This is a genomic window from Streptococcus dentapri (genome assembly GCF_042649885.1).
Classification (GTDB): Bacteria; Bacillota; Bacilli; order Lactobacillales; family Streptococcaceae; genus Streptococcus; species Streptococcus dentapri.
In genome coordinates this window covers 33,901-55,725 of record NZ_JBHSAC010000010.1, presented here as the reverse complement: position 1 = coordinate 55,725, position 21,825 = coordinate 33,901, and the positions used below count along the sequence as shown (strand labels likewise).

Here is a 21,825-nt window from a genome sequence, read left to right as displayed (position 1 = left end):
AAACAACCATGAGACCATTCCATGACTCTATTGTTCTGAAAAACCTTGCACTAGTCAAGTTAATGTTATAACAATGATTAAAATTTGGGATCGAAAAATCCCCATAAACTTATTTTACGAGGAGGTGGGAGTATGACTTATTTAGATATGTTAATAGAAAGCGTGGAACGCGCACAGGAACGCATTGAGCGTTTATTTGACGGCGTAAGTATTGATGCAGCTAATCGTTTTTCGGCTGTAGAAGTTTCGGGTCAAATTAAATCCATGACTTGGCTGGCTTGGCATACGGCGCGTGAAATGGATTTGCAGATTTCTGATTTAGCAGATAAGGTACCTATCTGGTTTAGCCAAGGCTGGAAAGAAAAGTTTCATTTGGACTTGCCCGATGATACGCCAGACTGGAGGCATTCTTTGGAGGAAGCCCAAAAAGTTCAGGTGGATGACTTGAGTCTTGTGCTGGGCTATCTGGTTGCAGCTGTCAATCTCACTAAAGACTATCTCAAGTCACTTGATGAAGATAGCCTCGATGATATTGTGGACGATTCTTGGACACCTGCGGTCACTCGTGGTGCCCGTTTAGTATCTATCATTGATGATGCTGCTATGCACTCAGGTCAGGTTATCTATGCTAGGCGCTTGTTGGGCTTGAAGGATTAAGCTGTAAAAAATATAAAATTTAATGAAAGAAAGGAAGGGGCAGTATAAATTCCATGAGGAAAAGCTGATGAAAAAGATAATAAGCATAGAAAACTAAATTTTCTGACTTGTCCTTGTTTCTATTAGCTTTTCCGGCTGCTCCTGATATCTTAGATATGCCCGAGTTACCAGAGGTTGAGACAGTCAGACGCGGTTTAGAGCGGTTGATTGTTGGTAAAAAGATTGTATCAGTGGATGTGCGTGTGCCCAAGATGGTCAAGACAGATTTTGACAGCTTTCAGCTGGACTTAGCAGGTCAAACTGTTGACTCTATGCGCCGCCGCGGTAAATATCTCATTTTTGATTTAGGCGCTCAAGTGCTGATTTCGCATTTGCGCATGGAAGGCAAGTATCTGCTCTTTCCTGAACAAGTGCCTGATAATAAGCACTTTCATGTCTTCTTTCACTTAGCTGACGGCTCAACCTTGGTTTATCAGGATGTCCGTAAATTTGGGACCTTTGAACTGCTGGCAAAATCGGCTGAGAAGGCCTATTTTAAACAAAAGAAATTGGGGCCTGAGCCAAGCAAAAAAGATTTTAAATTAGCTCCTTTTGAGCGGGCTGTCTTGTCTTCTCATAAGCCTATCAAACCACTGCTTTTGGAGCAAAAATTAGTTGCCGGCCTAGGCAATATCTATGTTGATGAGGTTCTCTGGGCAGCCAAAGTCTATCCGGAACGTTCGGCTGACAGCTTGAAAAAAGCTGAAATCAAGCGGATCCATGACGAAACCATCTATATTTTGCAGCTGGGCATTGAAAAAGGCGGCTCGACTATTCGTACTTACCGCAACGCACTCGGTGAAGATGGAACCATGCAGCAGTATTTAGAGGTTTACGGCAAATCGGGCGAGCCTTGTTCTCGCTGTGGAGCAGAGATTCAGAAAATCAAAGTAGGAGGACGCGGGACGTATTTTTGCCCGTCCTGTCAAAAACGATGAGCAAGATTATTGGAATTACAGGCGGTATTGCCTCCGGCAAGTCCACTGTCGCTGAACAAATTCGCCAAGCTGGCTATCAGGTCATAGACGCTGATCAGGTCGTGCATGAGCTGCAAAAAAAGGGGGGAAGCCTCTATCAGGCACTCATTCTTGCCTTTGGGACAGAAATTTTAGCGGCTGATGGGGAGCTGGACAGACCTAAATTAGCTCAGCTGATTTTTTCCAGCAAGGAAAATCAGGAAAAATCTGCCAAACTGCAAGATCGGATTATCCGTGAGGAATTGGCAGGCAGACGTGATGCTTTGGCTGCTAAAGAGCCTATCTTTTTTATGGATATTCCGCTTTTGCTGGAGCTGGACTATCAGGACTGGTTTGATGAAATTTGGTTAGTCTATGTAGATGAGGATAAGCAGTTAGAACGACTGATGAAGCGCAATCACTACAGTCTTGATGAGGCTGCTAAACGGCTGGCTGCCCAGATGCCCTTGCAGAATAAAAAGAAATTTGCTCAGGTTATCATTGACAATAATGGCAGTCCGAAAGAGACTCTGCAGCAGCTTGGGCTGCAGTTAAAACATTTGGCAGATGGTTGATTGAAAGGAAAAAGGCAATGGATGAAAATTATTTTGAAGATAATCGCAGCAACTGGAATGACCGTGCCCGTCTGCATCAAGAGTCAGGCTATGGAATTAATAAACTCTTAGAAAACAAAAATTATGTCACACCGGAAATAGCTCAGGATAAGGATTTAATAGGAGATCTGACAGGCAAAGATGTTGTACATCTCCAGTGCCATCTAGGCACAGATACTATTAGCCTAGCACGCTTAGGAGCTGAGCGTCTCATAGGCTTAGACCTTTCTGATGAATCTTTGAAGCGCGCTAGCTAAAGAGTTAGCTGAAAAGGCCAATGCCAATATTGAATTTATAGAAGCAAATGTCTATGATGCTAGAGCAGCCATTGAGGGAGACTTTGATTTGGTGTATACGTCTTTGGGTGTCTTGTGCTGGCTGCCAGACATTGCTGCTTGGGGCAGAGTTGTTGCCAGCCTTTTGAAACCCGGCGGCAAATTTATCATTCGCGATGACCATCCGATGTTTATGACCATTGGTGAGGATATCAGTCAAGGCTTTAAAATCGAACAGCCTTATTTTGAACAGACAGAGCCTATGACTTGGGAAGACGAGGGATCTTATATTGAAGCAGGTTTACAGATTGACAGGGTTGATGAAAGTCAGCAATCCTCTTGGAATATTTGGCCGGATTTGATGGAAGAGCGTTCAGGCAGCTATGTCCTCAAAAAGGATTCCCAAAATCTGCCCCTACAGTTTCTCATTGCAGCTCATAAGCCAAAAGCCTAGTCTTGCCAGCTGTGAAGAAAAATAAAAACAGTTTCAAATAAGACGGATTGCTAATCAAAAAGATCTCTTTTATGCTATAATAATGAAGCAGTTTAGAGAAGGAAGATGATGAATTATAGAAGCGCAGAGTGTTGTGACTGTAAACTGGCAGCAGAATATGAGAGTCGCTTGGTTTGGCAATTTTCTGACTGGAGCAAGTTTTTCACTGGTTATGCCTTTCATGGCGCTTTTTGTGGAAGAACTGGGCGCTGATCCAAGCAGAGTGGAATTCTATGCAGGTCTGTCAGTGTCACTGTCGGCTCTGGCTTCAGCCCTGGTTGCTCCTATTTGGGGGAAGTTGGCTGACCGCTATGGGCGTAAGCCCATGATGATTCGGGCCAGTCTGGTCATGGCATTTACCATGGGAGGCTTAGCCTTTGTTCCCAATGTCTTTTGGCTCTTGACGTTAAGGTTCATCAATGGAGCCTTTGCAGGCTATGTACCTAATTCTACAGCCTTAATTGCGGGTCAGGCCCCGCAGGAAAAACTAGGCTATGCATTAGGAACCTTAGCAACAGGAGTTACGGCTGGTACTTTGATTGGCCCTCTTTTGGGAGGTTATTTTGCCGATCTTCTAGGCATTCGCAATCTCTTTCTTTTTGTCGGCAGTTTGCTTTTGCTGCTGAATTTTATGACCATCTTTTTGATTAAGGAAGACTTTACACCGATTAAAAGAAGTGATGAACTGCCAACCAAAGATTTACTGAAGCAAATTAAAAACCGTCAGGTTATGCTGGGGCTTTTTGTGACCAGCATGATTATTCAAATTTCGGCCCAGTCCATTGCACCGATTTTGACACTGTATATCCGTCATCTTGGTCAGACTGAAAACCTCATGTTTGTATCGGGTCTAATAGTCTCCAGCATGGGATTTTCTAGCATGATATCCAGCTCTTTTCTGGGGAGAATTGGCGATAAGATTGGGAATCACCGCTTGTTATTGCTGGCTCTTTTTTACAGTTTTTGTATGTATATTTCTTTTGCGCATGCAAAAACACCTTTCCAGTTAGGGATGTTACGTTTTCTCTATGGTTTTGGAATGGGAGCCCTCATGCCTAGTGTCAATTTTTTATTGACTAAGATTACCCCCAAAGAGGGGCTATCACGGATTTTCAGCTATAATCAGATTTTTACCAACATGGGACAGGTCATTGGTCCTTTTATTGGCTCGAGCGTGGCTGCTGGTTTAGGTTATCATTGGGTCTTTTATGCGACCAGTGTCATCGTCTTTATTAATTTCACTTGGAGTTTAATCAATTTCAGACATTATTTGAAAGTTAAGGAAATCTAGTGCGCATAAAAATCAATTTAAAATGCAGCTCTTGCGGCAGTAAAAATTATCTCACCAGTAAAAATAAGACTAATCATCCGGAAAAAATTCAGATTTTGAAATACTGTCCCAAGGAGAGAAAAGTGACCCTTCATCTTGAATCTTGAGGGCAATTATGATACACTACATAGGACAATAGTGGAGGGAAACAGAAATATGTATGATATTTTGCTGACGGCACTGCTTGTAATGTCTGTGATTTTGATTATTGCAATCTTTATGCAGCCACAAAAAAATCCAAGTAGCAATGTATTTGATAGCAGTGGGTCTGAAGCCCTGTTTGAGCGTACAAAAGCACGCGGCTTTGAAGCCTTTATGCAACGTTTTACAGGTATTCTCGTTTTCTTTTGGTTAGCGGATGCCCTAGTACTTGCGATTTTATCAAGTAAGTAATTGTAATTGCGAAAGTGAGCCGAGACTTTGTCTGGCTCATTTTTTGTGAATCCTCCACCTACTATCGAGAAAAGAAAGACAGTTAAATGAAAGAAAGAATAATTAAATACCTCAAGGATCAAGGCAGATCCAATATCAATGATCTGGCAGCCGCTCTGGATATGTCTGGAGCTGAGAGGTTTCCTGAGCTCATCAAAGCTATTTCCAAGTTAGAGAGTAAGGGGCAACTGCGCTTCAACAACGATGGTTATATCTCCCTACGCAAGGAAAAGGCAAAGAAGAAAGAAATCACGGTTCAGGGCGTTTTTCGCGCCAATAAGGCCGGCTTTGGTTTCCTCCATGTCAGCGATGATGAAGAGGACATGTTTATCGGCCGTACTGATGTTAGTTATGCTATTGACGGTGACACTGTCGCTGTTGAAATCAAGAAACCTGCCAACCGTCTAAAAGGGACGGCGGCTGAAGCTCGTGTGGTCAAAGTCATTGAGCGCTCCATCAAGACAGTTGTTGGTAAATTTATTCTGGATGATGAACGTCCCAAATATGCCGGTTATATTAAATCTAAGAATCAAAAGATTAGTCAAAAGATCTATATTAAAAAGGAACCTGTTGTTCTTGACGGGACTGAAATCATCAAGGTAGATATTGAGAAATATCCTACTCGTCACCATGATTACTTTGTTGCAACTGTCCGTGATATCGTCGGTCATCAAGGAGATGTTGGTATCGATGTCTTGGAAGTTTTGGAATCGATGGACATTGTTTCTGAATTTCCTGAAGATGTTATGGCCGAAGCACAGGCTATTTCAGATGCACCATCCGAGAGCGATATGGTTGGTCGGCTTGATTTGCGCGATGAGATTACCTTTACCATTGATGGTAAAGAGGCTAAGGATCTAGATGATGCTGTTCATATCAAACGCTTAGATAATGGAAATTACGAGCTTGGGGTCCATATTGCGGATGTTTCCTACTATGTTACAGAAGGCTCTGCGCTGGATCGTGAAGCTATTGTTCGTGGGACTTCTGTGTATGTTACTGACCGTGTGGTTCCAATGCTACCTGAGTGTTTATCTAATGGTATTTGCTCGCTCAATCCTAATGTGGATCGTTTGACTCAATCAGCCATCATGGAAATCAATCCCCAAGGTCGTGTGGTTGCTCATCAGATTAGACAGACCGTTATTAAGACGACCTTCCGCATGACCTATGATGATGTCAATGAAATGTTGGCGGGGAATCAAGAAGTTATCGAGCAGTTTAAGCCCATCATGGAAGCGCTCACTCAGATGGCCGAACTTCATAAAATCTTAGAGGATATGCGGGTTCGTCGCGGAGCTCTGAATTTCGATACAGCCGAAGCTCGGACCTTGGTTGATGATAAGGGACTGCCGATAGATATCGTTGTACGCGATCGTGGTATTGCTGAGCGGATGATTGAATCCTTCATGCTAGCAGCCAATGAATGCGTTGCTGAGCATTTTGCCAAGGCCCAGCTCCCCTTCATCTATCGTATTCATGAACAGCCCAAGACTGAAAAACTGCAGAAATTCATGGATTATGCCTCCCTATTTGGCATCCAGATTTACGGTACAGCTAATAATCTCAGCCAAAAGGCTCTGCAGGAATTTATGACCAAAATGCAGGGGCAACCTGGTCAAGAAGTAATGGCTATGATGTTGTTGCGCTCCATGCAGCAGGCTCGCTATTCAGAGCATAATCATGGTCACTATGGTCTGGCAGCTGATTACTATACTCATTTTACCAGTCCTATTCGTCGCTATCCAGATTTGCTGGTTCACCGTATGGTGCGTGAATATAGTGATTTGACAGAGGAAAAAAAGGAGCACTTCGCAGAAGTGATTCCAGAACTGGCTTCTTCCTCATCGACCTTGGAGCGCCGAGCTATTGAGGCCGAGCGTACTGTTGAAGCCATGAAAAAGGCTGAGTACATGGAAGGTCATGTGGGAGAAGAATTTGACGCCTTGATTGCTAGTGTTGTCAAATTTGGGATGTTTGTTGAATTGCCTAATACGGTGGAAGGTTTGGTCCATATCACCACTCTTTCTGAATTTTATACTTATAATGAAAGAACCATGACCCTGCAGGGAGAGAAGTCTGGTAAGGTCTTCCGTGTCGGTCAACCAATCCGTGTCAAATTAACCAGGGCAGATAAGGAAACGGGGGATATTGATTTTTCCTATCTTCCAAGTGACTTTGATATCGTTGAAAAGGTAGACCTCGAAGGGCGTAAAGCACGTCAAGAGAAGACGCGTGAGTTCCATCGTGGACCTCGTCGTGATCGTCGCTCTGACTACGGTAGTAAATACAAGGGCGGAGATTATAAGAAGACCAAGAAGAACGGTGATTTTTCTTATGACAGTCAGCGCAAGTCAGCCAAAAAGCCGGACAAGCGCAAAAATCAAAATCGTCCACACAATGATAAAAAAGGACGTGAAACTGTTCGTAGACGTAAGAAAAATAGGGGGACCTAGTCTATTTGATAGGATGATGCAAGGAGAAATGAGGTGATTTTTATTTCTAAGGATACTAATAATGCACTTGCTCAAAACAGAAAAGCTCGGCATGACTACACTATCGTAGATACTATTGAGGCTGGTTTGGTACTGACAGGAACAGAAATTAAATCAATCCGAGCTGCCCGTATCCAGCTCAAGGATGGCTATGCCCAGCTCAAGAATGGTGAAGCTTGGTTGGTCAATGTCCACATTGCACCTTTTGAACAGGGGAACATTTGGAATCAGGAGCCTGAGCGGACCCGTAAATTGCTGCTCAAAAAGCGTGAAATTAGCAGATTGGAGAACGAACTTAAAGATAGTGGCATGACTCTGATACCGCTTAAGGTTTATATAAAACACGGCTTTGCCAAAGTTCTGATTGGTTTAGCTAAGGGTAAACACGATTATGATAAGCGCGAAACAATCAAACGCCGTGAACAGGAACGTGATATAAAACGGCAGATAAAAAATTTTAATAGAAACTAAAAAGATAAATAAAGGCTCTCTATAAGTATCTCCTTTATTTATCTTTTTATTCGTTCTAAGGTTTTCCAGATTTTTTAGAATTATTAAATTAATGAATATTCTAATTAAAAAATTTGAAAATGCTTTCAAAAGTGCCATAATAGAAATGTAAGTACTTTATATACAAAACAAAGGAGGCAATTATGGCTTACAAAACAATTTATCCTTATACTAATGAAGTACTCAAGGAATATGATAATATTACGGATGCTGATGTGGAAACTGCCTTAGGGATAGCTCATAATCTCTATAAAACTTGGCGTCAAGAAGAACAACTAGAAATACGCAAGGCTCAGCTTCATCAAATAGCTAATCTCTTACGCCATGATCGTGATAAATATGCTGAAATCATGACCAAGGATATGGGGAAGCTTTTTAGGGAGGCTCAGGGTGAGGTTGAACTCTGTGCGGATATTGCAGACTACTATGCTGACAAAGCCGATGAATTTCTTGCCCCTGTTCCACTGCAAACAGATACTGGAGAAGCTTACTATCTCAAACAAGCGACAGGCGTTCTCTTAGCTGTAGAACCTTGGAATTTCCCTTTTTATCAAATCATGCGTGTTTTTGCGCCAAACTTTATTGTTGGAAATCCAATGGTTCTCAAGCATGCTTCTAGCTGCCCATCTTCAGCTCAAGCGTTTGAAGATTTAGTTAATGAAGCAGGTGCGGCCAAGGGGACTTTTAAAAATCTTTTCGTCTCATACAGGCAAGTTTCAGATATTATTGCTGATCCGCGTATTGCCGGTGTTTGTTTAACAGGATCCGAGCGTGGAGGTGCTTCTATTGCGGCAGAAGCTGGTAAGAATCTGAAAAAATCTTCTATGGAACTGGGTGGCAACGATGCCTTTATCATTTTAGATGATGCCGATTTTGATCTGCTAAAGGATACTATTTTTTATGCACGTCTCTATAATGCCGGGCAAGTATGCACCTCATCGAAGCGTTTTATTGTTATGGCAGACAAGTATGATATGTTTGTAGATATGATGGTTGAGACCTTTAAATCAGCTAAGTGGGGTGACCCAATGGATCCAGCAACGACACTAGCTCCTCTATCTTCAGCTAGTGCTAAGGAAGAAGTGCTTGAACAAATAAAATTAGCCGTGGATAATGGTGCTCAAGTTGTTTATGGCAACCAACCAATTGAGCATCCAGGTAATTTTGTCTTGCCAACTGTCTTGATAAATATCAGCAAAGATAATCCTATTTATAATCAAGAAATCTTTGGTCCAGTAGCCTCTATCTATAAGGTTGCATCAGAAGAAGAGGCTATTGCCTTAGCAAATGATTCAAGCTATGGACTTGGTGGTACGGTATTTTCAAGCAATCCAGGTCATGCTGAATATGTGGCTGCACAGATTGAGACGGGGATGAGCTTCATCAACTCAGCTTGGGCGTCCTTACCGGAACTGCCATTCGGTGGGGTTAAAAACTCAGGTTATGGACGTGAGCTGAGCCAATTGGGCTTTGATGCCTTTGTTAATGAACATCTGGTGTACACTCCTAAATATTAATACCTATAACAGAACCGCCCAAATATTATATCCGGGCGGTTCTGTTATGTTAAAAAAGTTCTGTTAGAGAAAACAATGTGGGAACGATTGTCTTTTTTATACTTATTGGCGTGTGCTGAACAGACTTAACCGTATGACTTCAATCTTATAACCATCTGGATCGGTGATGAAGTAATACATTTTAGGTTTACCAGGCAATCCTGAGAGATCGGTAACGGTATAACCTGCTGCTTTATGAGCTTCATGTACTGTATCAAGATCATCAACACCAACAGCGATATGAGCATAACCATCGCCAAGATTATAGGCGTCGTGGCCATAGTTGTAGGTCAATTCCAGTTCATAGTCAGGATCGTCTTCCAATTGAAGATAGACTAAAGTAAACTGGTATTTCGGAAAATCATTGCGGCGGACTTCCTTGAAACCGAGTGCTTCTCGGTAAAACTTAAGTGAAGCCTCCAAATCTTTAACGCGGATGCAGGTGTGTAAAAATTTCATGAGAATTTCCTTTCCTTTTTATCAAATATCAATACTTTATTCCAGCCAAGTAATGACTTCTTGGCGAGGCTTACGGCTGCGTGGATGTTTAGGATCCTTCAAACGGTAGCCAAAAGAAATCATGCTGGCAATACTCTCTTTTTCGGAGTTGATAATACCAGCTTCAGCTAGATAAGCATTGACCTTATCATAATCAAATCCTTCAATTGGGCAGGAATCAATGCCAATCATGCTAGCAGCAGTCATCATATTGCCCATAGCGATATAGGTTTGTTTGGCCGCCCAATCCCAGACGGCACGCGGATTGTCGGCGATTTTCATATTTTCCTCTTGGAATGTTTTGTAAAGATTAAGACGCATGTCCAAATTCTCACCCTGAGAAATTCCGCGGCGAAGCAGACTTTCCTTGACGGATTCACTGTCGTAGCGAACATTTTTCTCAGCTAAAAGCAGAACCAGATGACTAGTCGTGTCCAATTGAGACTGAGCTCCCCAAGCCAGAACTTTTAGAGCTTTGCGGTGCTTGGCAATCTGCTTGCGACCTAAAACGACAAAGCGCCAGCCCTCCAAACCAATAGAAGAAGGGCTAAGCCAAGCAGTATCTAGGATGTATTCCATATCTTCTTTGCTAATATCTTGATCATTATAGATGCGCACTGCGACACGGTGATCAAAAGCAGCACGAACTTGTTTTTTTATAGCATCTTTTGACATAATAACCTCCTGTGAGATGATCTGCTAATTATAATAGCACTTTCAAAGAGAATTTTCTAGCCGTGAAAACAGCTGCTAAAAAATCTGGGAATTAACAATAACTAAGCTTTCTGAAAAAATAAAGTATCATAAAAAACAATAACACAAGGAAAACAGATATGACCATTCTGGTTCTTGATTTTGGAGAAACTAAAATCAAGTCTGCACTGATTTCTGAAACATTTGAATTGGAGAAGCCGCTTGCTTTTTTACCCTCAGCCGATAACTTGGAGAACTTACAAAAACTGATGGATAGTATAATCGTGCCTGCTAAAGACCGAATTTCTGAGCTGACTATTTCCTGTCCGAAAACAGTAGATACACAGGCAGGAACTATTTATAAGGGAGACTTGCTTACTTATCTTGATGATTTTGAAGCCTAATCGGTTTGAACAGCCAAATATAATCTTCCTGTAGCTGTTTTAAATGATGGTAAAGCTGCAACTCTAGCAAAATGGGCAACAGGTAATCTGCTAGGCATTAACAATGGTTTTGCCTTGGTCTTAGGCTCAGGTCTGGACCTGATACTGACCGCAGTTTTTCAATTTTCATTTTTAAAGATAAACTCAATCTTTGTATAATTATAGAACTAGCTCTCATTATCACTGGTATTCTTATTGTTAATTTACCGGGGAATTAGAGCATTAATAGCTTATAAAAGAGGGATGAGACGTTTTTGTCTTGTTCCTCTTTTGGGTAGAATAACAGGGCTTTCATATTTTTGGTGTTCTGTCATTTTTTATGCTCATTTTTCACATATCAATAATTTATAGCCGGCTATAAAAAAGTTAAATTATACAAAAGGGAAAGGACATGGTAAGATAGCCAAAAAAAGAGAGGTATCTACTATGTCTAAATTTACTATACATACAATTGAATCAGCACCAGACGAAGTTAAGGACGTTCTTAAGACTGTTAAGGAAGATAATGGCGGTTATATTCCTAATCTTATCGGGCTTTTGGCTAATGCACCGACGGCACTTGAAGCCTATCGTACTGTAGGCGGTATTAATCGTCGTAACAGTCTGACCCCAACAGAGCGCGAAGTTGTTCAGATTACAGCTGCCGTAACTAACGGCTGTGCTTTCTGTGTGGCAGGGCATACGGCCTTTTCAATTAAACAGATTCATATGGCACCGGATTTGCTGGAAGCCCTGAGAAATACCACGCCGATTGATGATGATCCAAAGCTGGATACATTGGCTAAGTTTACAATTGCTGTTATCAATACTAAGGGACGTGTGGGCGATGAGGCTTTTGCTGATTTTCTCGAAGCTGGCTATACTCGTGAAAATGCCCTCGATGTTGTGTTGGGGGTCAGTCTTGCAACGCTTTGTAATTATGCTAATAATATGGCTGATACACCGATTAATGAAGAACTGCAGCAGTATGCAAAATAAGTCAATCAGTTAGAGCTAAGAAGGACAAAAATAGCTTAACTAATGAATTGGAGGAATGCTATGACCTATCTTTCAAAGGAATTTACGGCTTGGCTTGAAGCTAATGCCCAAGATATTGATCAAGAATCAGGCGGGAGTGCTGATGAATTACTGACACGTATTGCTGAAGAAGGAGTCTTCAAAATCGGTGTACCGACAGGAATTGGAGGGTCTGGCGGTACAGCTACAGATGTTATCGATGCCCTGAGCGAACTTGGCAGGTACTCATTGTCAGCTGCCTTTATTGGCTGGGGACATCGTACCCTTATTAATAATATTTTAGAAAGCAGCAATACCTATCTGCGTGATACTTGGCTGCCAGAACTTCTAACAGGAAAGCTAGCTGGCGGAACAGGTTTATCCAATGCTATTAAATTCCTTTCTAAGATTGAGGAACTTAATGTTAAAGTCATTGAAAAAAATGGTCGGCGCTACCTACGTGGCTGTCTGCCCTGGGTGACTAATGTCCGTTCAGATAATTTTGCCGTGCTTTTTGCAGCAGGTTGCGATGATAAAAATAAAGAACCGCTTGTTTTGGCGGTCCCACAATCTGCTGGTATTGAGCGTTCTTCTGATTTAGAATTTATGGCTCTTCAGGGTGCCAATACCGCTTCACTTACCTTTGATGATATTGTTCTGGATGATCACTGGATTTTATCGGAAAATGGTTCAGATTTTATAGCCCAAACACGCCCGACTTTTCTAGGCTACCAATTTGGCTTAGCATTTGGTTTAGCTCATCGTTCTTTGGATGAAGTAGCCTCAACTCTCTCCAGAAGCAGATTAGTCTTAAAAGATGAGTATGAAGCGGTTCAAGCAGGATTAAACCGAATTCAAACAGATCTGTATACAGGATTAGAGGATAATGATTATTTCATTCATCATCCTAGAGAACTCTTTCAACTTCGGATTGATATTGTAGATGTTGTTACTAATGCCCTTTTACTGGAACTGCAGTCCAGCGGCGGCCGGGCTTACTTTAAGAATTCTTCATCAGGATTTGCTCGTCGTTGGAAGGAGGGAGCTTTTCTGCCAATCGTTTCGCCAAGTGCAGTTCAGCTTCGCCATATATTAGCAGTAAGCTAGGAAAAAGTCTATGCAAGTTTTTCTAATCAGGCTTCCTTTTGCTATTTCGGGATTGGGATTAGCCCTGATTGCAACGGGAAATCTTTTTAAATTCATTAGCCTGCCAGCATCTTATCTGTGCTATTTTTTGGGAATCTTAATTTTTCTGACAATCTTCTTAAAACTTATTTTGTCATGGCCGCAAACCAAGGAAGATCTAAGATCGCCGATTACCGCATCAAGCTTTGCCACATTTTTTATGGGTCTCCAGCTTCTGAGCGCAATATTGCACCTTGGAACTGTCGTTTGGGGAGCAGCTGCCTTATCTTTTCTTATCTACCTTGTTTGGTTTAGTTGGTTCTTTGCGTTGAGGAAAGATCTGAGTTTGGTTTATCCTAGCTGGGTGATTGTTTACGTTGGCATAGCGACCATTGCTGTCTCAGGTATGACCTATTCGCAGCAGCTCTTATCGTGGTTAAGCTGGTTGTTGGCCCTGATACTATATTTATTAGTTTTTCCAGCAATTGTTCTGCGTCTTTATCAGTTCCCTTTGAAAAATTCTCAGCGACCACTTTTAGTTATCTTAGCGGCTCCAACTTCTCTTTTGTTGGTGGCTTACTTAAGTTTGGAAGGTTGGCAGCGTTGGTTAGCTGTGTTACTTTTGATGCTGTCTCAAGTTATCTATATTTGGAGTCTTTATCAGATAAGTTGTATTTTGATGCAGGAATTCAGTCCGCTGTGGTCCGCTTTAACTTTTCCACTGGCTATTTCTGCAACTGCATTGAAGTTAAGCATACTTCGGCTAAAACTGCCGGTAATTTTCAGATATTTATCCTTTTTAGAAAGCGGATTGGTGATTTTAACCGTTTGTCTGATTCTCTTCTTGTACAGCTGTTTTCTTTGGTCAAAGAAACAGTCTGATGTACTATAAATAAGAAAATGACAAGAATAGTTCTCTTAAAGAGTAAGAACAGTGCGGTCCAGTCTAGATTGTCTGAACAACTGGCGAATCTAAATCATATCAGGAGGTCAAGATGCAAAATCAGCAAAAAGAATTTGGTTATTTGTCCAGTTCGATTTTGAGTTCAGTCTTTCGAGGCATATTGGTTGGCCTATTTTCGGGCTTTGCTATTAGTGCCTTTCGCTATCTCATTGGTCTGATATTTGCACAGTTTCAAAAGGGTTATGAGTTTTCCCATCGGATGTCTTGGCTTTTAATGATTATTTTTATCATTTATCTACTTTATACCTATCTCCTTGGTGTTATGATGTCATCTGAACCTGATATCAAGGGCTCTGGAATTCCTCAGGTTGAAGCAGAGCTCAAAGGACTCATGAGCCATAATTCGTGGCCGGTGCTTTGGAGAAAATTTATTGCGGGTATCATGGGAATTTCTAGCGATCTTCTGCTGGGCCGCGAAGGTCCTAATATTCAGATTGGAGCCTTGAGTGCTAAAGGTGTTGCTGAATATCTCGAACTAAGTAAGCTAGAAGAACGGATTCTGATTGCTAGCGGAGCTGCAGCGGGTGTTTCTGCTGCTTTTAATGCACCGATTGCTGGCCTCCTTTTTGTTATAGAAGAGGTTTACCATCATTTTTCCAGCCGTGTTTGGATTACGGCTCTGTCTGCCAGTTTAACAGCGAATCTGATTTCTTTGCGGGTGTTCGGTCAGACACCAGTATTAGCTATGCCAAGCAGCCTCTCTTTACCCAATTTATCCTCTTATGGAATTTTTCTAGTTATGGGTCTGCTGATTGGGATACTGGCCTATCATTATGAAATTGTCATTCTCAGTATTTCTCGTTATTATGCCAGAATCGGTCATTGGCTGCATTTGAAACCGCAGCACCATAGCTTGATTGCATTTGTTCTCATTATGCCTTTAGGCTACTTTGCCCCGCGTTTTTTGTACAGTATGGTTAGTTATGGTTCAGGTCTACCGGGGGGAATCTTTTTACCCATTTTAACACTAGGAGCCTGTCTAGGAGCTATTTCCAAGGCTCCTCTAACAGCTATGATTTTAGTCTGTGAAATGGTGGGAGATTTAAGGCACTTGATGGCTTTAGGGACGGTTACCCTAGCTGCCTATATTGTTATAGATTTATTGGGTGGAGCTCCCGTTTATGAAGCTATGCTGGAATGTCTCTTTGAAGGGAAGAACCCCAGTACCGCTTTAAGCAAGCTGACCTGGATTGAGCTGCCTGTATCAATCAGGATTGCTGGTAAATCTATCTATGAGCTGGAACTTTCTAAAGATGTGCTGATTACCAGTCAAATAGAAAACGGTAAGAATCTTGTCGTTTCGGGAAACACTAAGCTGATTCTTGGCAATACCATAACACTGGTTCTATGATTTAAAATAGAAATAAAAGAGAGTGGGACGACAAAATCAAGTTCTTCGAACAACTGATTTTGTCGTCCCACTCTCTTCTTTTATTTGAATCTTACAAATCAAAATACTGCAGTTTCTTACCCGTTTGGGTGAAGGGTTCAAAGCCATTTTTACCAACGCTGCCACAATCTTCGATGCGGACACCGACCTTGCCGGGGATATAAATACCAGGTTCAACAGAGAAGCACATCCCCTCTTGGATGACTAGATCATTGCCAGCCATGATAGAAGGGTATTCGTGAACTTCCATTCCAATACCGTGTCCCAGACGGTGATTAAAATATTGTCCGTAGCCAGATTTTTCGATGACACCACGAGCAACAGCGTCCACTTCGCTGGCTCTTACGCCGGGTTTGATGAAGTTTTGAGCTGCTAGTTGGGCTTCCAGACAGAGATTGTAGATATCTATTTTGAATTGGTCTGGTCGACCGATAGCTACGGTTCGTGTGATATCAGATGTATAGCCTTCGCAGACTACACCTAAGTCAAAAAGAAGCAAGGCATCGTTTTGAATGGGATTTTTTCCAGGAATGCCGTGTGGATTAGCTGCATTATTTCCAGACAAGACCAAGGTGTCAAAGCTCATTTGACTAATGCCCTTTTTCTTGAGCTCAAATTCAATTTGGGCAACGAGCTCCATTTCGGTTCGTCCGGCCCTGATATTGTCTAAACCAACTTTAATTGCATAGTCAGCATAGACACCAGCAACCAACAATTTATTGATTTCTTCAGGAGATTTGATGAGTCTCATTTCCTGAATCAACGGGGTGATATTTTCAAATTTTCCCAGAAAAACTGATTGTAACCCTCGGAATTTAGTGACATTCAAATGATCAAATTCGGCAAAGATGATTTCTGAGTCAATTCTTGGCAGGGCCTGTCTAATTTTTTGCCAAGGATTTTCCGAGTCCTGATAGCTAAAAACATCGAATGTCAAGCTGCGGCTAGCCCGATCTACCTCTAATTCAGGCACCAGAAGCACAGGCTCACGGTCGCTGTATATAAATAAGAACATTTGGCGTTCATGCGGATCGCAGTAGAAGCCAGTCAGGTAGTTAACTGTGACAGGGTCAGAGATAACAGCTAAACGAGATCGATTTTGGGTCAGATAACTGCGAATTTGATTAAATTTTGACATGTCCAAACCTCTTTTCGTGATAATTCTTGCCCTTATTCTTGCAAAAAATCTAATAAATTGCAAGTTTTTCCTAAATTTTCTTTTCTTTTTGAAAAGGCATACATTTTTAAATAAATTTACATTATTTCATTTGAAAGTGTTTACATTATATGATAAAATAAGCTTGAAAGCGTGATTTTCATATAGAAAGGAAGGGCTCGCATGAATACTGATGATACCATTACCATTTATGATGTGGCGCGTGAAGCAGGCGTCTCTATGGCAACAGTTAGCCGAGTTGTTAATGGCAATAAAAATGTAAAAGAGAATACCCGAAAAAAAGTTTTAGAAGTGATTGAACGTTTGGACTATCGTCCTAACGCAGTGGCTCGTGGTCTGGCTAGTAAGAAAACGACAACCGTTGGTGTTGTTATCCCTAATATCGCTAATAGTTATTTTTCAATCCTAGCTAAGGGAATTGACGATATCGCTTCAATGTATAAGTACAATATTATATTAGCTTCCAGTGATGAAGACGATGATAATGAGGTTAATGTTATCAATACCCTTTTTGCTAAACAGGTTGATGGTATTATCTTTATGGGGCACCGTTTGACAGATAAGGTTCGTCTCGAATTTTCTCGCTCGCGGACACCAGTTGTTCTAGCTGGAACTGTGGATCTTGACCATCAATTTCCAAGTGTGACGATTGATGATAAAAAGGCGACGGAAGATGTTCTTGCTGATTTAGCCAAACGCCACAAGGAGATTGCTTTTGTATCTGGTCCACTGATTGATGACATCAATGGCAAAGTTCGTTTGGCAGGCTACAAGTCAGGTTTGGAAGCGGCAGGGATCAAGTTCCAAGAAAGTCTGGTTTTTGAAGCTAAGTACAATTATGATGAGGGCTATGCCCTAGCTGAGCGCGTCCTTAATTCAGGTGCGACAGCAGCTTATGTTAGTGAAGATGAACTGGCGGCTGGTCTCCTTAATGGTCTATTTGCGGCTGGCAAATCAGTGCCAGATGATTTTGAAGTTATTACTAGCAATGATTCTCCAATTGTTAAGTATACCCGTCCTAACCTGACATCGATAAGTCAGCCAATTTATGACTTGGGAGCTGTCAGCATGCGGATGTTGACCAAAATCATGAATAAGGATGAGCTGGATGAGCATGATATCATCTTGAATCATGGCTTGACCAAGCGAGAATCCAGCAAGTAAGTAAAAAAGTCCGCTTTCGGGCTTTTTGTCTTTAAAACCTAGAGGAGGTTGCTATGAGTAATGATGTTGTGATGCAATATTTCGAATGGTATCTGCCAGACGATGGTCAGCATTGGCAGCGCTTGGCTGGGGATGTTCAGCATTTAAAAGAAATTGGAATTAGTATGGTTTGGCTACCACCAGCTTTCAAAGGTACATCATCCAGTGATGTGGGTTATGGCGTATATGATCTTTTTGATTTAGGAGAGTTTGACCAAAAGGGGACTATCCGTACTAAATATGGTAGTAAAGAAGACTATTTGAATGCTATTGAGACTCTAAAGGCAAATGGGATTAGTCCGATTGCTGATGTGGTCCTCAATCATAAGGCATCAGCTGACTCAACAGAAAGTTTCACGGTTGTAGAAGTAGACCCCAATGACCGTACTAAGATTCTCTCCGAACCTTTTACCATTCAAGGATGGACTCACTTTACTTTTGATGGTCGTCATGATATCTACAACGATTTCCACTGGCATTGGTATCACTTTACAGGAACAGATTTTGATGCAGCCAGTAGTAGACAGGGCATCTTCCAAATCCAAGGAGACAACAAGGGTTGGGCGGATAGTCAGTTGGTTGATCAGGAAAACGGTAATTATGATTATCTTATGTATGCTGACTTGGACTTTAAGCATCCCGAAGTCATTAAAAATATTGATGATTGGGTGGAGTGGTTCCTTGACACAACTGGTATTGAAGGTTTTCGTTTGGATGCTGTCAAGCATATCGATTCCTATTTTATGAAGAACTTTATCTACAATGTTAAGAAAAAGATGGGGGATGATTTTTACGTCTTTGGTGAGTTTTGGAATGGTGACCAAGAGAGCAATAAGGAATATCTAGCTAATATTGACTATAGTTTTGATTTGGTTGATGTTAAGTTGCATCAAAACTTATTTGATGCCAGTCAGGTTGCTAGCGCTTATGATCTCAGACAGGTTTTTGAAGGAACGCTGGTTCAAAATAATCCTGAGTCTGCTGTGACATTTGTTGATAACCATGATACTCAAAGGGGTCAGGCTTTAGAATCGACAGTTGCAGAATGGTTTAAACCAGCGGCTTACAGTATTATTCTTTTGCGTCAGCAAGGTTTGCCTTGTGTTTTTTATGGTGATTACTATGGAATCAGTGGCGAATTTGCTCAACAAGATTTCCAAGATGAGTTAGACAAATTACTCTATGTGAGACAGTACCATGTCTATGGTGAGCAGATTGATTATTTGGATGCTCCCGACTGTATCGGTTGGGTAAATCTGGGGTCTGAGGAACACCCTGATGGTTCAGTTGTCCTTATCAGTAACGATCAAGCGACTTCTAAGCGAATGGATTTGGGAGTATCAAATGCTGGTAAGACTTTTGTAGATATTATGGGGGTTAGTCCTGAAGAGGTTCAAATAGGTGAAGATGGTTGGGCGGAATTTCCTGTTCAGGGTCAGTCCGTCTCTGTTTGGATTAATAATCAGACTCTTGAATCTGCTTAAAGATTTCAAATTTTCTACTCTAGCTTATTCCAGATTTAAGGCCCAAGTTGTCTATTAGAAATTTTAATCAGCCTTTGGGCTGATTTTTTTAACGGTTCATGAATTTTGAGGGAAAATAAGATATAATGGTGTTTATGAAAGTATTACTCTATCTTGAAGGTGAACATTTAGTTGGTAAATCAGGGATCGGCCGTGCTATTAAGCATCAGCAAAAAGCGCTGGATCTAGCAGGCATTCCCTATACGACCAATCCCAAGGACGATTATGATATTGTTCATATCAATACCTATGGACCAAAGAGTCTGGCCCTTCTTAACACTGCCAAAAAACACAGGAAAAAAGTTATCGTCCATGGGCATTCCACCATGGAAGATTTTCGTAATTCTTTTATCGGATCTAATTTGGTCGCACCAGTCTTTAAAACTTATTTGAAGAGGATTTATCAAGCGGCCGATTATATCATAACGCCTTCGGATTATTCAAAGTCCTTAATTAAAAATTACGGTGTGACAACCCCAATCAGCGCTATTTCAAATGGCATTGATCTCGCTAATTACCAGCCAGATGCAGCTAAAGAAAAAGCCTTCCGCAATTATTTTGAGATTGAGGCTGACCAGAAGGTTGTGATTTCAGCGGGTTTGTATTTCAAACGCAAAGGGATTTTCGATTTTGTCAAAGTAGCGGAACAAATGCCTGATGTGCGTTTTATCTGGTTTGGTAAAATTAACGAGTTGGTTATTCCGGCAGATATCCGTAAGCTTGTTGAAAAAGAGCATCCTGATAATGTACTCTTTCCGGGCTATTTCAAGGGGGATATCTTCGAGGGTGCTATGAGTGGTGCTGATGCCTTTTTCTTTCCTTCTTATGAGGAGACTGAAGGCATTGTCGTTTTAGAAGCTCTGGCTAGTCACCAATCTGTAGTACTGCGAGATATTCCGGTCTACCAAGGTTGGATTGATGAGTCGGTCGCTGAGCTTTGCCAAGATAATGAGGAATTTATGGACAGCCTTTATCGTGTCATCAATGGTCAGAGCGATAAGACAGCTGCGGGTTATGCTGTTGCTCAAAGTCGTTCCATTGAAAATGTCTCCAAGGAATTGGGGGCTGTCTATCAAAAAGTTATGGAGTTATAAGATGAGAGTAGGATTATTTACCGATACCTATTTTCCCCAAGTTTCTGGTGTTGCAACCAGTATTCGGACTTTAAAGGAAGCCTTGGAAGCCAAGGGACATGAGGTTTATATTTTTACAGGTACAGACAAGGGCGTTAAGCGCTATGAAGACCCAACCATCATCCGTTTACCGAGTGTGCCCTTTGTTTCCTTTACGGATCGTCGGGTCGTCTACCGAGGGGTCGTTACTGCTTACAAGATTGCCAAAGAATATCAGCTTGATATCATCCATACACAGACAGAGTTTAGTCTAGGATTACTCGGAAAATGGGTAGGAGCTGCTCTCCATATCCCAGTAGTTCATACTTACCATACTCAGTATGAAGATTATGTAGACTATATTGCCAAAGGAAGATTGATTCGTCCCAGCATGGTTAAATATATTATGCGAGGCTATCTCAATGACCTTGACGGCGTTATTTGTCCTAGTCGGATTGTTTTAAGTCTCTTGGATGGTTATGGGGTGACAATTCCTAAGCGGGTTATACCAACAGGTATTCCGCTGGAAGATTTTGCCTGTGAAGAGGTTACAGATACTGATATCGCTAAAGTGAGAGCTGATCTGGGCATAGCAGATGATGAAACCATGCTGCTCAGCCTGTCGCGTATTTCGTCCGAAAAAAATATCCAAGGGGTTTTGTCTGCCCTACCTCAAGTCTTAGCTGAAAATGATAAGGTTAAGCTGATTATCGTGGGAGATGGGCCTTATCTTTCTGAGCTTAAGAAACAAACCCAAAAGCTGGAGATTGATAATGCAGTAATTTTTACAGGTATGATTCCCCATGATTATACGAAGGTCTATTATAAGGCGGCTGATTTTTTTGTCAGTGCTTCAACCAGTGAAACACAAGGATTAACTTATATTGAAAGTCTAGCGATGGGAACACCCATTATTGCCCATGGCAATCCCTATCTGGATGATCTGATCACCAACCGCATGTTTGGTAACCTCTTTTATCATGATAAGGATTTGGCTGATACAATTTTAGATGCTATTGCCCTGACTCCGGATTTGACTCCTGATCAGTTGGATCGCAAACGCTATGAGGTTTCAGCAGGCCATTTTGCTAAATCGATCCATGAGTTCTATCTGGATGTACTGATTTCTCATTCTACCCAGCGTAGCAGTAAATTTTCTTTAACAGTTAAAGGAAGTCCGACAGACCGTTCGGTGCGTTTGGTTAAATCTGCTGTCCGTCTGCCCAAAAAGGCCGCACAGACAACTGTTAGAACCTCACGTAAGGTCGTCAAGGCACCGCGAAAAATGGTTAAATCTATTTGGGACTTTTTGAACGAGTAGTGTCAACAATGAGATACGTAAAT

The 21,825-nt window shown here is 41.6% G+C and carries 20 protein-coding genes and 2 pseudogenes; 19 read left to right on the top strand and 3 right to left on the bottom strand.

The window, feature by feature from the left end; translation table 11 throughout:
- The first annotated feature begins 132 nt into the window (after window positions 1-132).
- The 10 genes and pseudogenes from ACFOSE_RS01295 (at window position 133) to ACFOSE_RS01250 (ending at window position 9,318) form a co-directional block, all read left to right on the top strand.
- On the top strand, window positions 133-657 hold the full coding sequence (locus ACFOSE_RS01295) for a mycothiol transferase (RefSeq protein WP_380429460.1): 525 nt from the start codon (window positions 133-135) through the stop codon (window positions 655-657).
- Window positions 658-812: 155 nt separating this feature from the next.
- A complete protein-coding gene (mutM, locus tag ACFOSE_RS01290) occupies window positions 813-1,634 on the top strand; it encodes a DNA-formamidopyrimidine glycosylase (RefSeq protein WP_380429468.1) in 822 nt (273 codons plus the stop codon).
- Entirely contained in the window at window positions 1,631-2,227 is a 597-nt protein-coding gene (coaE, locus tag ACFOSE_RS01285) for a dephospho-CoA kinase (protein WP_380429457.1), read from the top strand. Before mutM ends, coaE begins: the two co-directional genes overlap by 4 nt.
- A 17-nt stretch (window positions 2,228-2,244) precedes the next feature.
- Window positions 2,245-2,995: pseudogene (locus tag ACFOSE_RS01280) on the top strand (class I SAM-dependent methyltransferase).
- A 157-nt stretch (window positions 2,996-3,152) separates the two neighbouring features.
- Window positions 3,153-4,325 carry a multidrug efflux MFS transporter gene (locus tag ACFOSE_RS01275; protein WP_380429465.1) on the top strand — a complete coding sequence of 391 codons (1,173 nt, stop codon included), beginning with the start codon at window positions 3,153-3,155 and terminating at the stop codon, window positions 4,323-4,325.
- Complete coding sequence (gene rpmG, locus ACFOSE_RS01270) at window positions 4,325-4,471, top strand: 50S ribosomal protein L33 (RefSeq protein WP_380429454.1); 147 nt, start codon at window positions 4,325-4,327, stop codon at window positions 4,469-4,471. The genes ACFOSE_RS01275 and rpmG overlap by 1 nt, the downstream gene beginning before the upstream one ends.
- A 49-nt stretch (window positions 4,472-4,520) precedes the next feature.
- Entirely contained in the window at window positions 4,521-4,757 is a 237-nt protein-coding gene (gene secG, locus ACFOSE_RS01265; protein ID WP_380429451.1) for a preprotein translocase subunit SecG, read from the top strand.
- An 86-nt stretch (window positions 4,758-4,843) separates the two neighbouring features.
- Window positions 4,844-7,090, top strand: a pseudogene (gene rnr, locus ACFOSE_RS01260) (ribonuclease R); the annotation flags it as partial.
- Window positions 7,091-7,294: 204 nt separating this feature from the next.
- Entirely contained in the window at window positions 7,295-7,762 is a 468-nt protein-coding gene (smpB, locus tag ACFOSE_RS01255) for an SsrA-binding protein SmpB (protein ID WP_380429462.1), read from the top strand.
- Window positions 7,763-7,944: 182 nt separating this feature from the next.
- The gene (locus tag ACFOSE_RS01250) at window positions 7,945-9,318 is read left to right on the top strand and encodes an NAD-dependent succinate-semialdehyde dehydrogenase (RefSeq protein WP_380429446.1); all 1,374 of its coding nucleotides are present in this window, start codon (window positions 7,945-7,947) and stop codon (window positions 9,316-9,318) included.
- Between the two features lie 102 nt (window positions 9,319-9,420).
- Here ACFOSE_RS01250 and gloA read toward each other — a convergent pair whose 3' ends face one another.
- Window positions 9,421-9,816: a lactoylglutathione lyase gene (gloA, locus tag ACFOSE_RS01245; RefSeq protein WP_380429443.1), complete on the bottom strand. Its 396-nt coding sequence runs from the start codon at window positions 9,814-9,816 to the stop codon at window positions 9,421-9,423.
- Window positions 9,817-9,852: 36 nt separating this feature from the next.
- A complete protein-coding gene (locus ACFOSE_RS01240; protein WP_380429441.1) occupies window positions 9,853-10,530 on the bottom strand; it encodes an NAD(P)H-dependent oxidoreductase in 678 nt (225 codons plus the stop codon).
- A gap of 158 nt (window positions 10,531-10,688) precedes the next feature.
- Between ACFOSE_RS01240 and ACFOSE_RS01235 the strand changes: the two genes are divergently transcribed.
- The 5 genes from ACFOSE_RS01235 to ACFOSE_RS01215 all read left to right on the top strand — a co-directional run bounded on the left by ACFOSE_RS01235 (window position 10,689) and on the right by ACFOSE_RS01215 (window position 15,427).
- Window positions 10,689-10,952: a hypothetical protein gene (locus ACFOSE_RS01235; protein ID WP_380429439.1), complete on the top strand. Its 264-nt coding sequence runs from the start codon at window positions 10,689-10,691 to the stop codon at window positions 10,950-10,952.
- 465 nt (window positions 10,953-11,417) lie between these two features.
- The gene (locus ACFOSE_RS01230; protein ID WP_380429436.1) at window positions 11,418-11,969 is read left to right on the top strand and encodes a carboxymuconolactone decarboxylase family protein; all 552 of its coding nucleotides are present in this window, start codon (window positions 11,418-11,420) and stop codon (window positions 11,967-11,969) included.
- Window positions 11,970-12,029: 60 nt separating this feature from the next.
- The gene (locus ACFOSE_RS01225) at window positions 12,030-13,094 is read left to right on the top strand and encodes an acyl-CoA dehydrogenase family protein (protein ID WP_380429433.1); all 1,065 of its coding nucleotides are present in this window, start codon (window positions 12,030-12,032) and stop codon (window positions 13,092-13,094) included.
- A 10-nt stretch (window positions 13,095-13,104) separates the two neighbouring features.
- Window positions 13,105-14,004, top strand: coding sequence for an SLAC1 family transporter (locus ACFOSE_RS01220; RefSeq protein WP_380429430.1), 900 nt, complete (start codon window positions 13,105-13,107; stop codon window positions 14,002-14,004).
- Between the two features lie 103 nt (window positions 14,005-14,107).
- Window positions 14,108-15,427 carry a ClC family H(+)/Cl(-) exchange transporter gene (locus ACFOSE_RS01215; RefSeq protein WP_380429428.1) on the top strand — a complete coding sequence of 440 codons (1,320 nt, stop codon included), beginning with the start codon at window positions 14,108-14,110 and terminating at the stop codon, window positions 15,425-15,427.
- A 91-nt stretch (window positions 15,428-15,518) separates the two neighbouring features.
- Here ACFOSE_RS01215 and ACFOSE_RS01210 read toward each other — a convergent pair whose 3' ends face one another.
- The gene (locus tag ACFOSE_RS01210; protein ID WP_380429425.1) at window positions 15,519-16,604 is read right to left on the bottom strand and encodes a M24 family metallopeptidase; all 1,086 of its coding nucleotides are present in this window, start codon (window positions 16,602-16,604) and stop codon (window positions 15,519-15,521) included.
- A gap of 201 nt (window positions 16,605-16,805) precedes the next feature.
- On the opposite strand from ACFOSE_RS01210, the gene ccpA reads away from it, so the two are divergent.
- From ccpA to ACFOSE_RS01190, 4 genes are all read left to right on the top strand, one after another.
- The gene (ccpA, locus tag ACFOSE_RS01205; RefSeq protein WP_380429422.1) at window positions 16,806-17,807 is read left to right on the top strand and encodes a catabolite control protein A; all 1,002 of its coding nucleotides are present in this window, start codon (window positions 16,806-16,808) and stop codon (window positions 17,805-17,807) included.
- Between the two features lie 53 nt (window positions 17,808-17,860).
- The gene (locus tag ACFOSE_RS01200; protein ID WP_380429419.1) at window positions 17,861-19,330 is read left to right on the top strand and encodes an alpha-amylase; all 1,470 of its coding nucleotides are present in this window, start codon (window positions 17,861-17,863) and stop codon (window positions 19,328-19,330) included.
- A 134-nt stretch (window positions 19,331-19,464) separates the two neighbouring features.
- The gene (locus ACFOSE_RS01195; protein WP_380429416.1) at window positions 19,465-20,463 is read left to right on the top strand and encodes a glycosyltransferase; all 999 of its coding nucleotides are present in this window, start codon (window positions 19,465-19,467) and stop codon (window positions 20,461-20,463) included.
- A 1-nt stretch (window position 20,464) separates the two neighbouring features.
- A complete protein-coding gene (locus ACFOSE_RS01190) occupies window positions 20,465-21,802 on the top strand; it encodes a glycosyltransferase family 4 protein (protein ID WP_380429414.1) in 1,338 nt (445 codons plus the stop codon).
- The last annotated feature ends 23 nt before the right edge of the window (window positions 21,803-21,825 follow it).

Coding starts and splice junctions, on each gene's coding strand:
- mutM (WP_380429468.1), top strand. CDS start 813: ATGCCCGAGTTACCAGAGGTTGAGACAGTCAGACGCGGTTTAGAGCGG.
- ACFOSE_RS01220 (WP_380429430.1), top strand. CDS start 13,105: ATGCAAGTTTTTCTAATCAGGCTTCCTTTTGCTATTTCGGGATTGGGA.
- ACFOSE_RS01275 (WP_380429465.1), top strand. CDS start 3,153: ATGAGAGTCGCTTGGTTTGGCAATTTTCTGACTGGAGCAAGTTTTTCA.
- coaE (WP_380429457.1), top strand. CDS start 1,631: ATGAGCAAGATTATTGGAATTACAGGCGGTATTGCCTCCGGCAAGTCC.
- ACFOSE_RS01215 (WP_380429428.1), top strand. CDS start 14,108: ATGCAAAATCAGCAAAAAGAATTTGGTTATTTGTCCAGTTCGATTTTG.
- ACFOSE_RS01240 (WP_380429441.1), bottom strand. CDS start 10,530: ATGTCAAAAGATGCTATAAAAAAACAAGTTCGTGCTGCTTTTGATCAC.
- ACFOSE_RS01235 (WP_380429439.1), top strand. CDS start 10,689: ATGACCATTCTGGTTCTTGATTTTGGAGAAACTAAAATCAAGTCTGCA.
- ACFOSE_RS01200 (WP_380429419.1), top strand. CDS start 17,861: ATGAGTAATGATGTTGTGATGCAATATTTCGAATGGTATCTGCCAGAC.
- ACFOSE_RS01210 (WP_380429425.1), bottom strand. CDS start 16,604: ATGTCAAAATTTAATCAAATTCGCAGTTATCTGACCCAAAATCGATCT.
- ccpA (WP_380429422.1), top strand. CDS start 16,806: ATGAATACTGATGATACCATTACCATTTATGATGTGGCGCGTGAAGCA.
- secG (WP_380429451.1), top strand. CDS start 4,521: ATGTATGATATTTTGCTGACGGCACTGCTTGTAATGTCTGTGATTTTG.
- ACFOSE_RS01295 (WP_380429460.1), top strand. CDS start 133: ATGACTTATTTAGATATGTTAATAGAAAGCGTGGAACGCGCACAGGAA.
- ACFOSE_RS01225 (WP_380429433.1), top strand. CDS start 12,030: ATGACCTATCTTTCAAAGGAATTTACGGCTTGGCTTGAAGCTAATGCC.
- gloA (WP_380429443.1), bottom strand. CDS start 9,816: ATGAAATTTTTACACACCTGCATCCGCGTTAAAGATTTGGAGGCTTCA.
- ACFOSE_RS01250 (WP_380429446.1), top strand. CDS start 7,945: ATGGCTTACAAAACAATTTATCCTTATACTAATGAAGTACTCAAGGAA.
- ACFOSE_RS01195 (WP_380429416.1), top strand. CDS start 19,465: ATGAAAGTATTACTCTATCTTGAAGGTGAACATTTAGTTGGTAAATCA.
- ACFOSE_RS01190 (WP_380429414.1), top strand. CDS start 20,465: ATGAGAGTAGGATTATTTACCGATACCTATTTTCCCCAAGTTTCTGGT.
- ACFOSE_RS01230 (WP_380429436.1), top strand. CDS start 11,418: ATGTCTAAATTTACTATACATACAATTGAATCAGCACCAGACGAAGTT.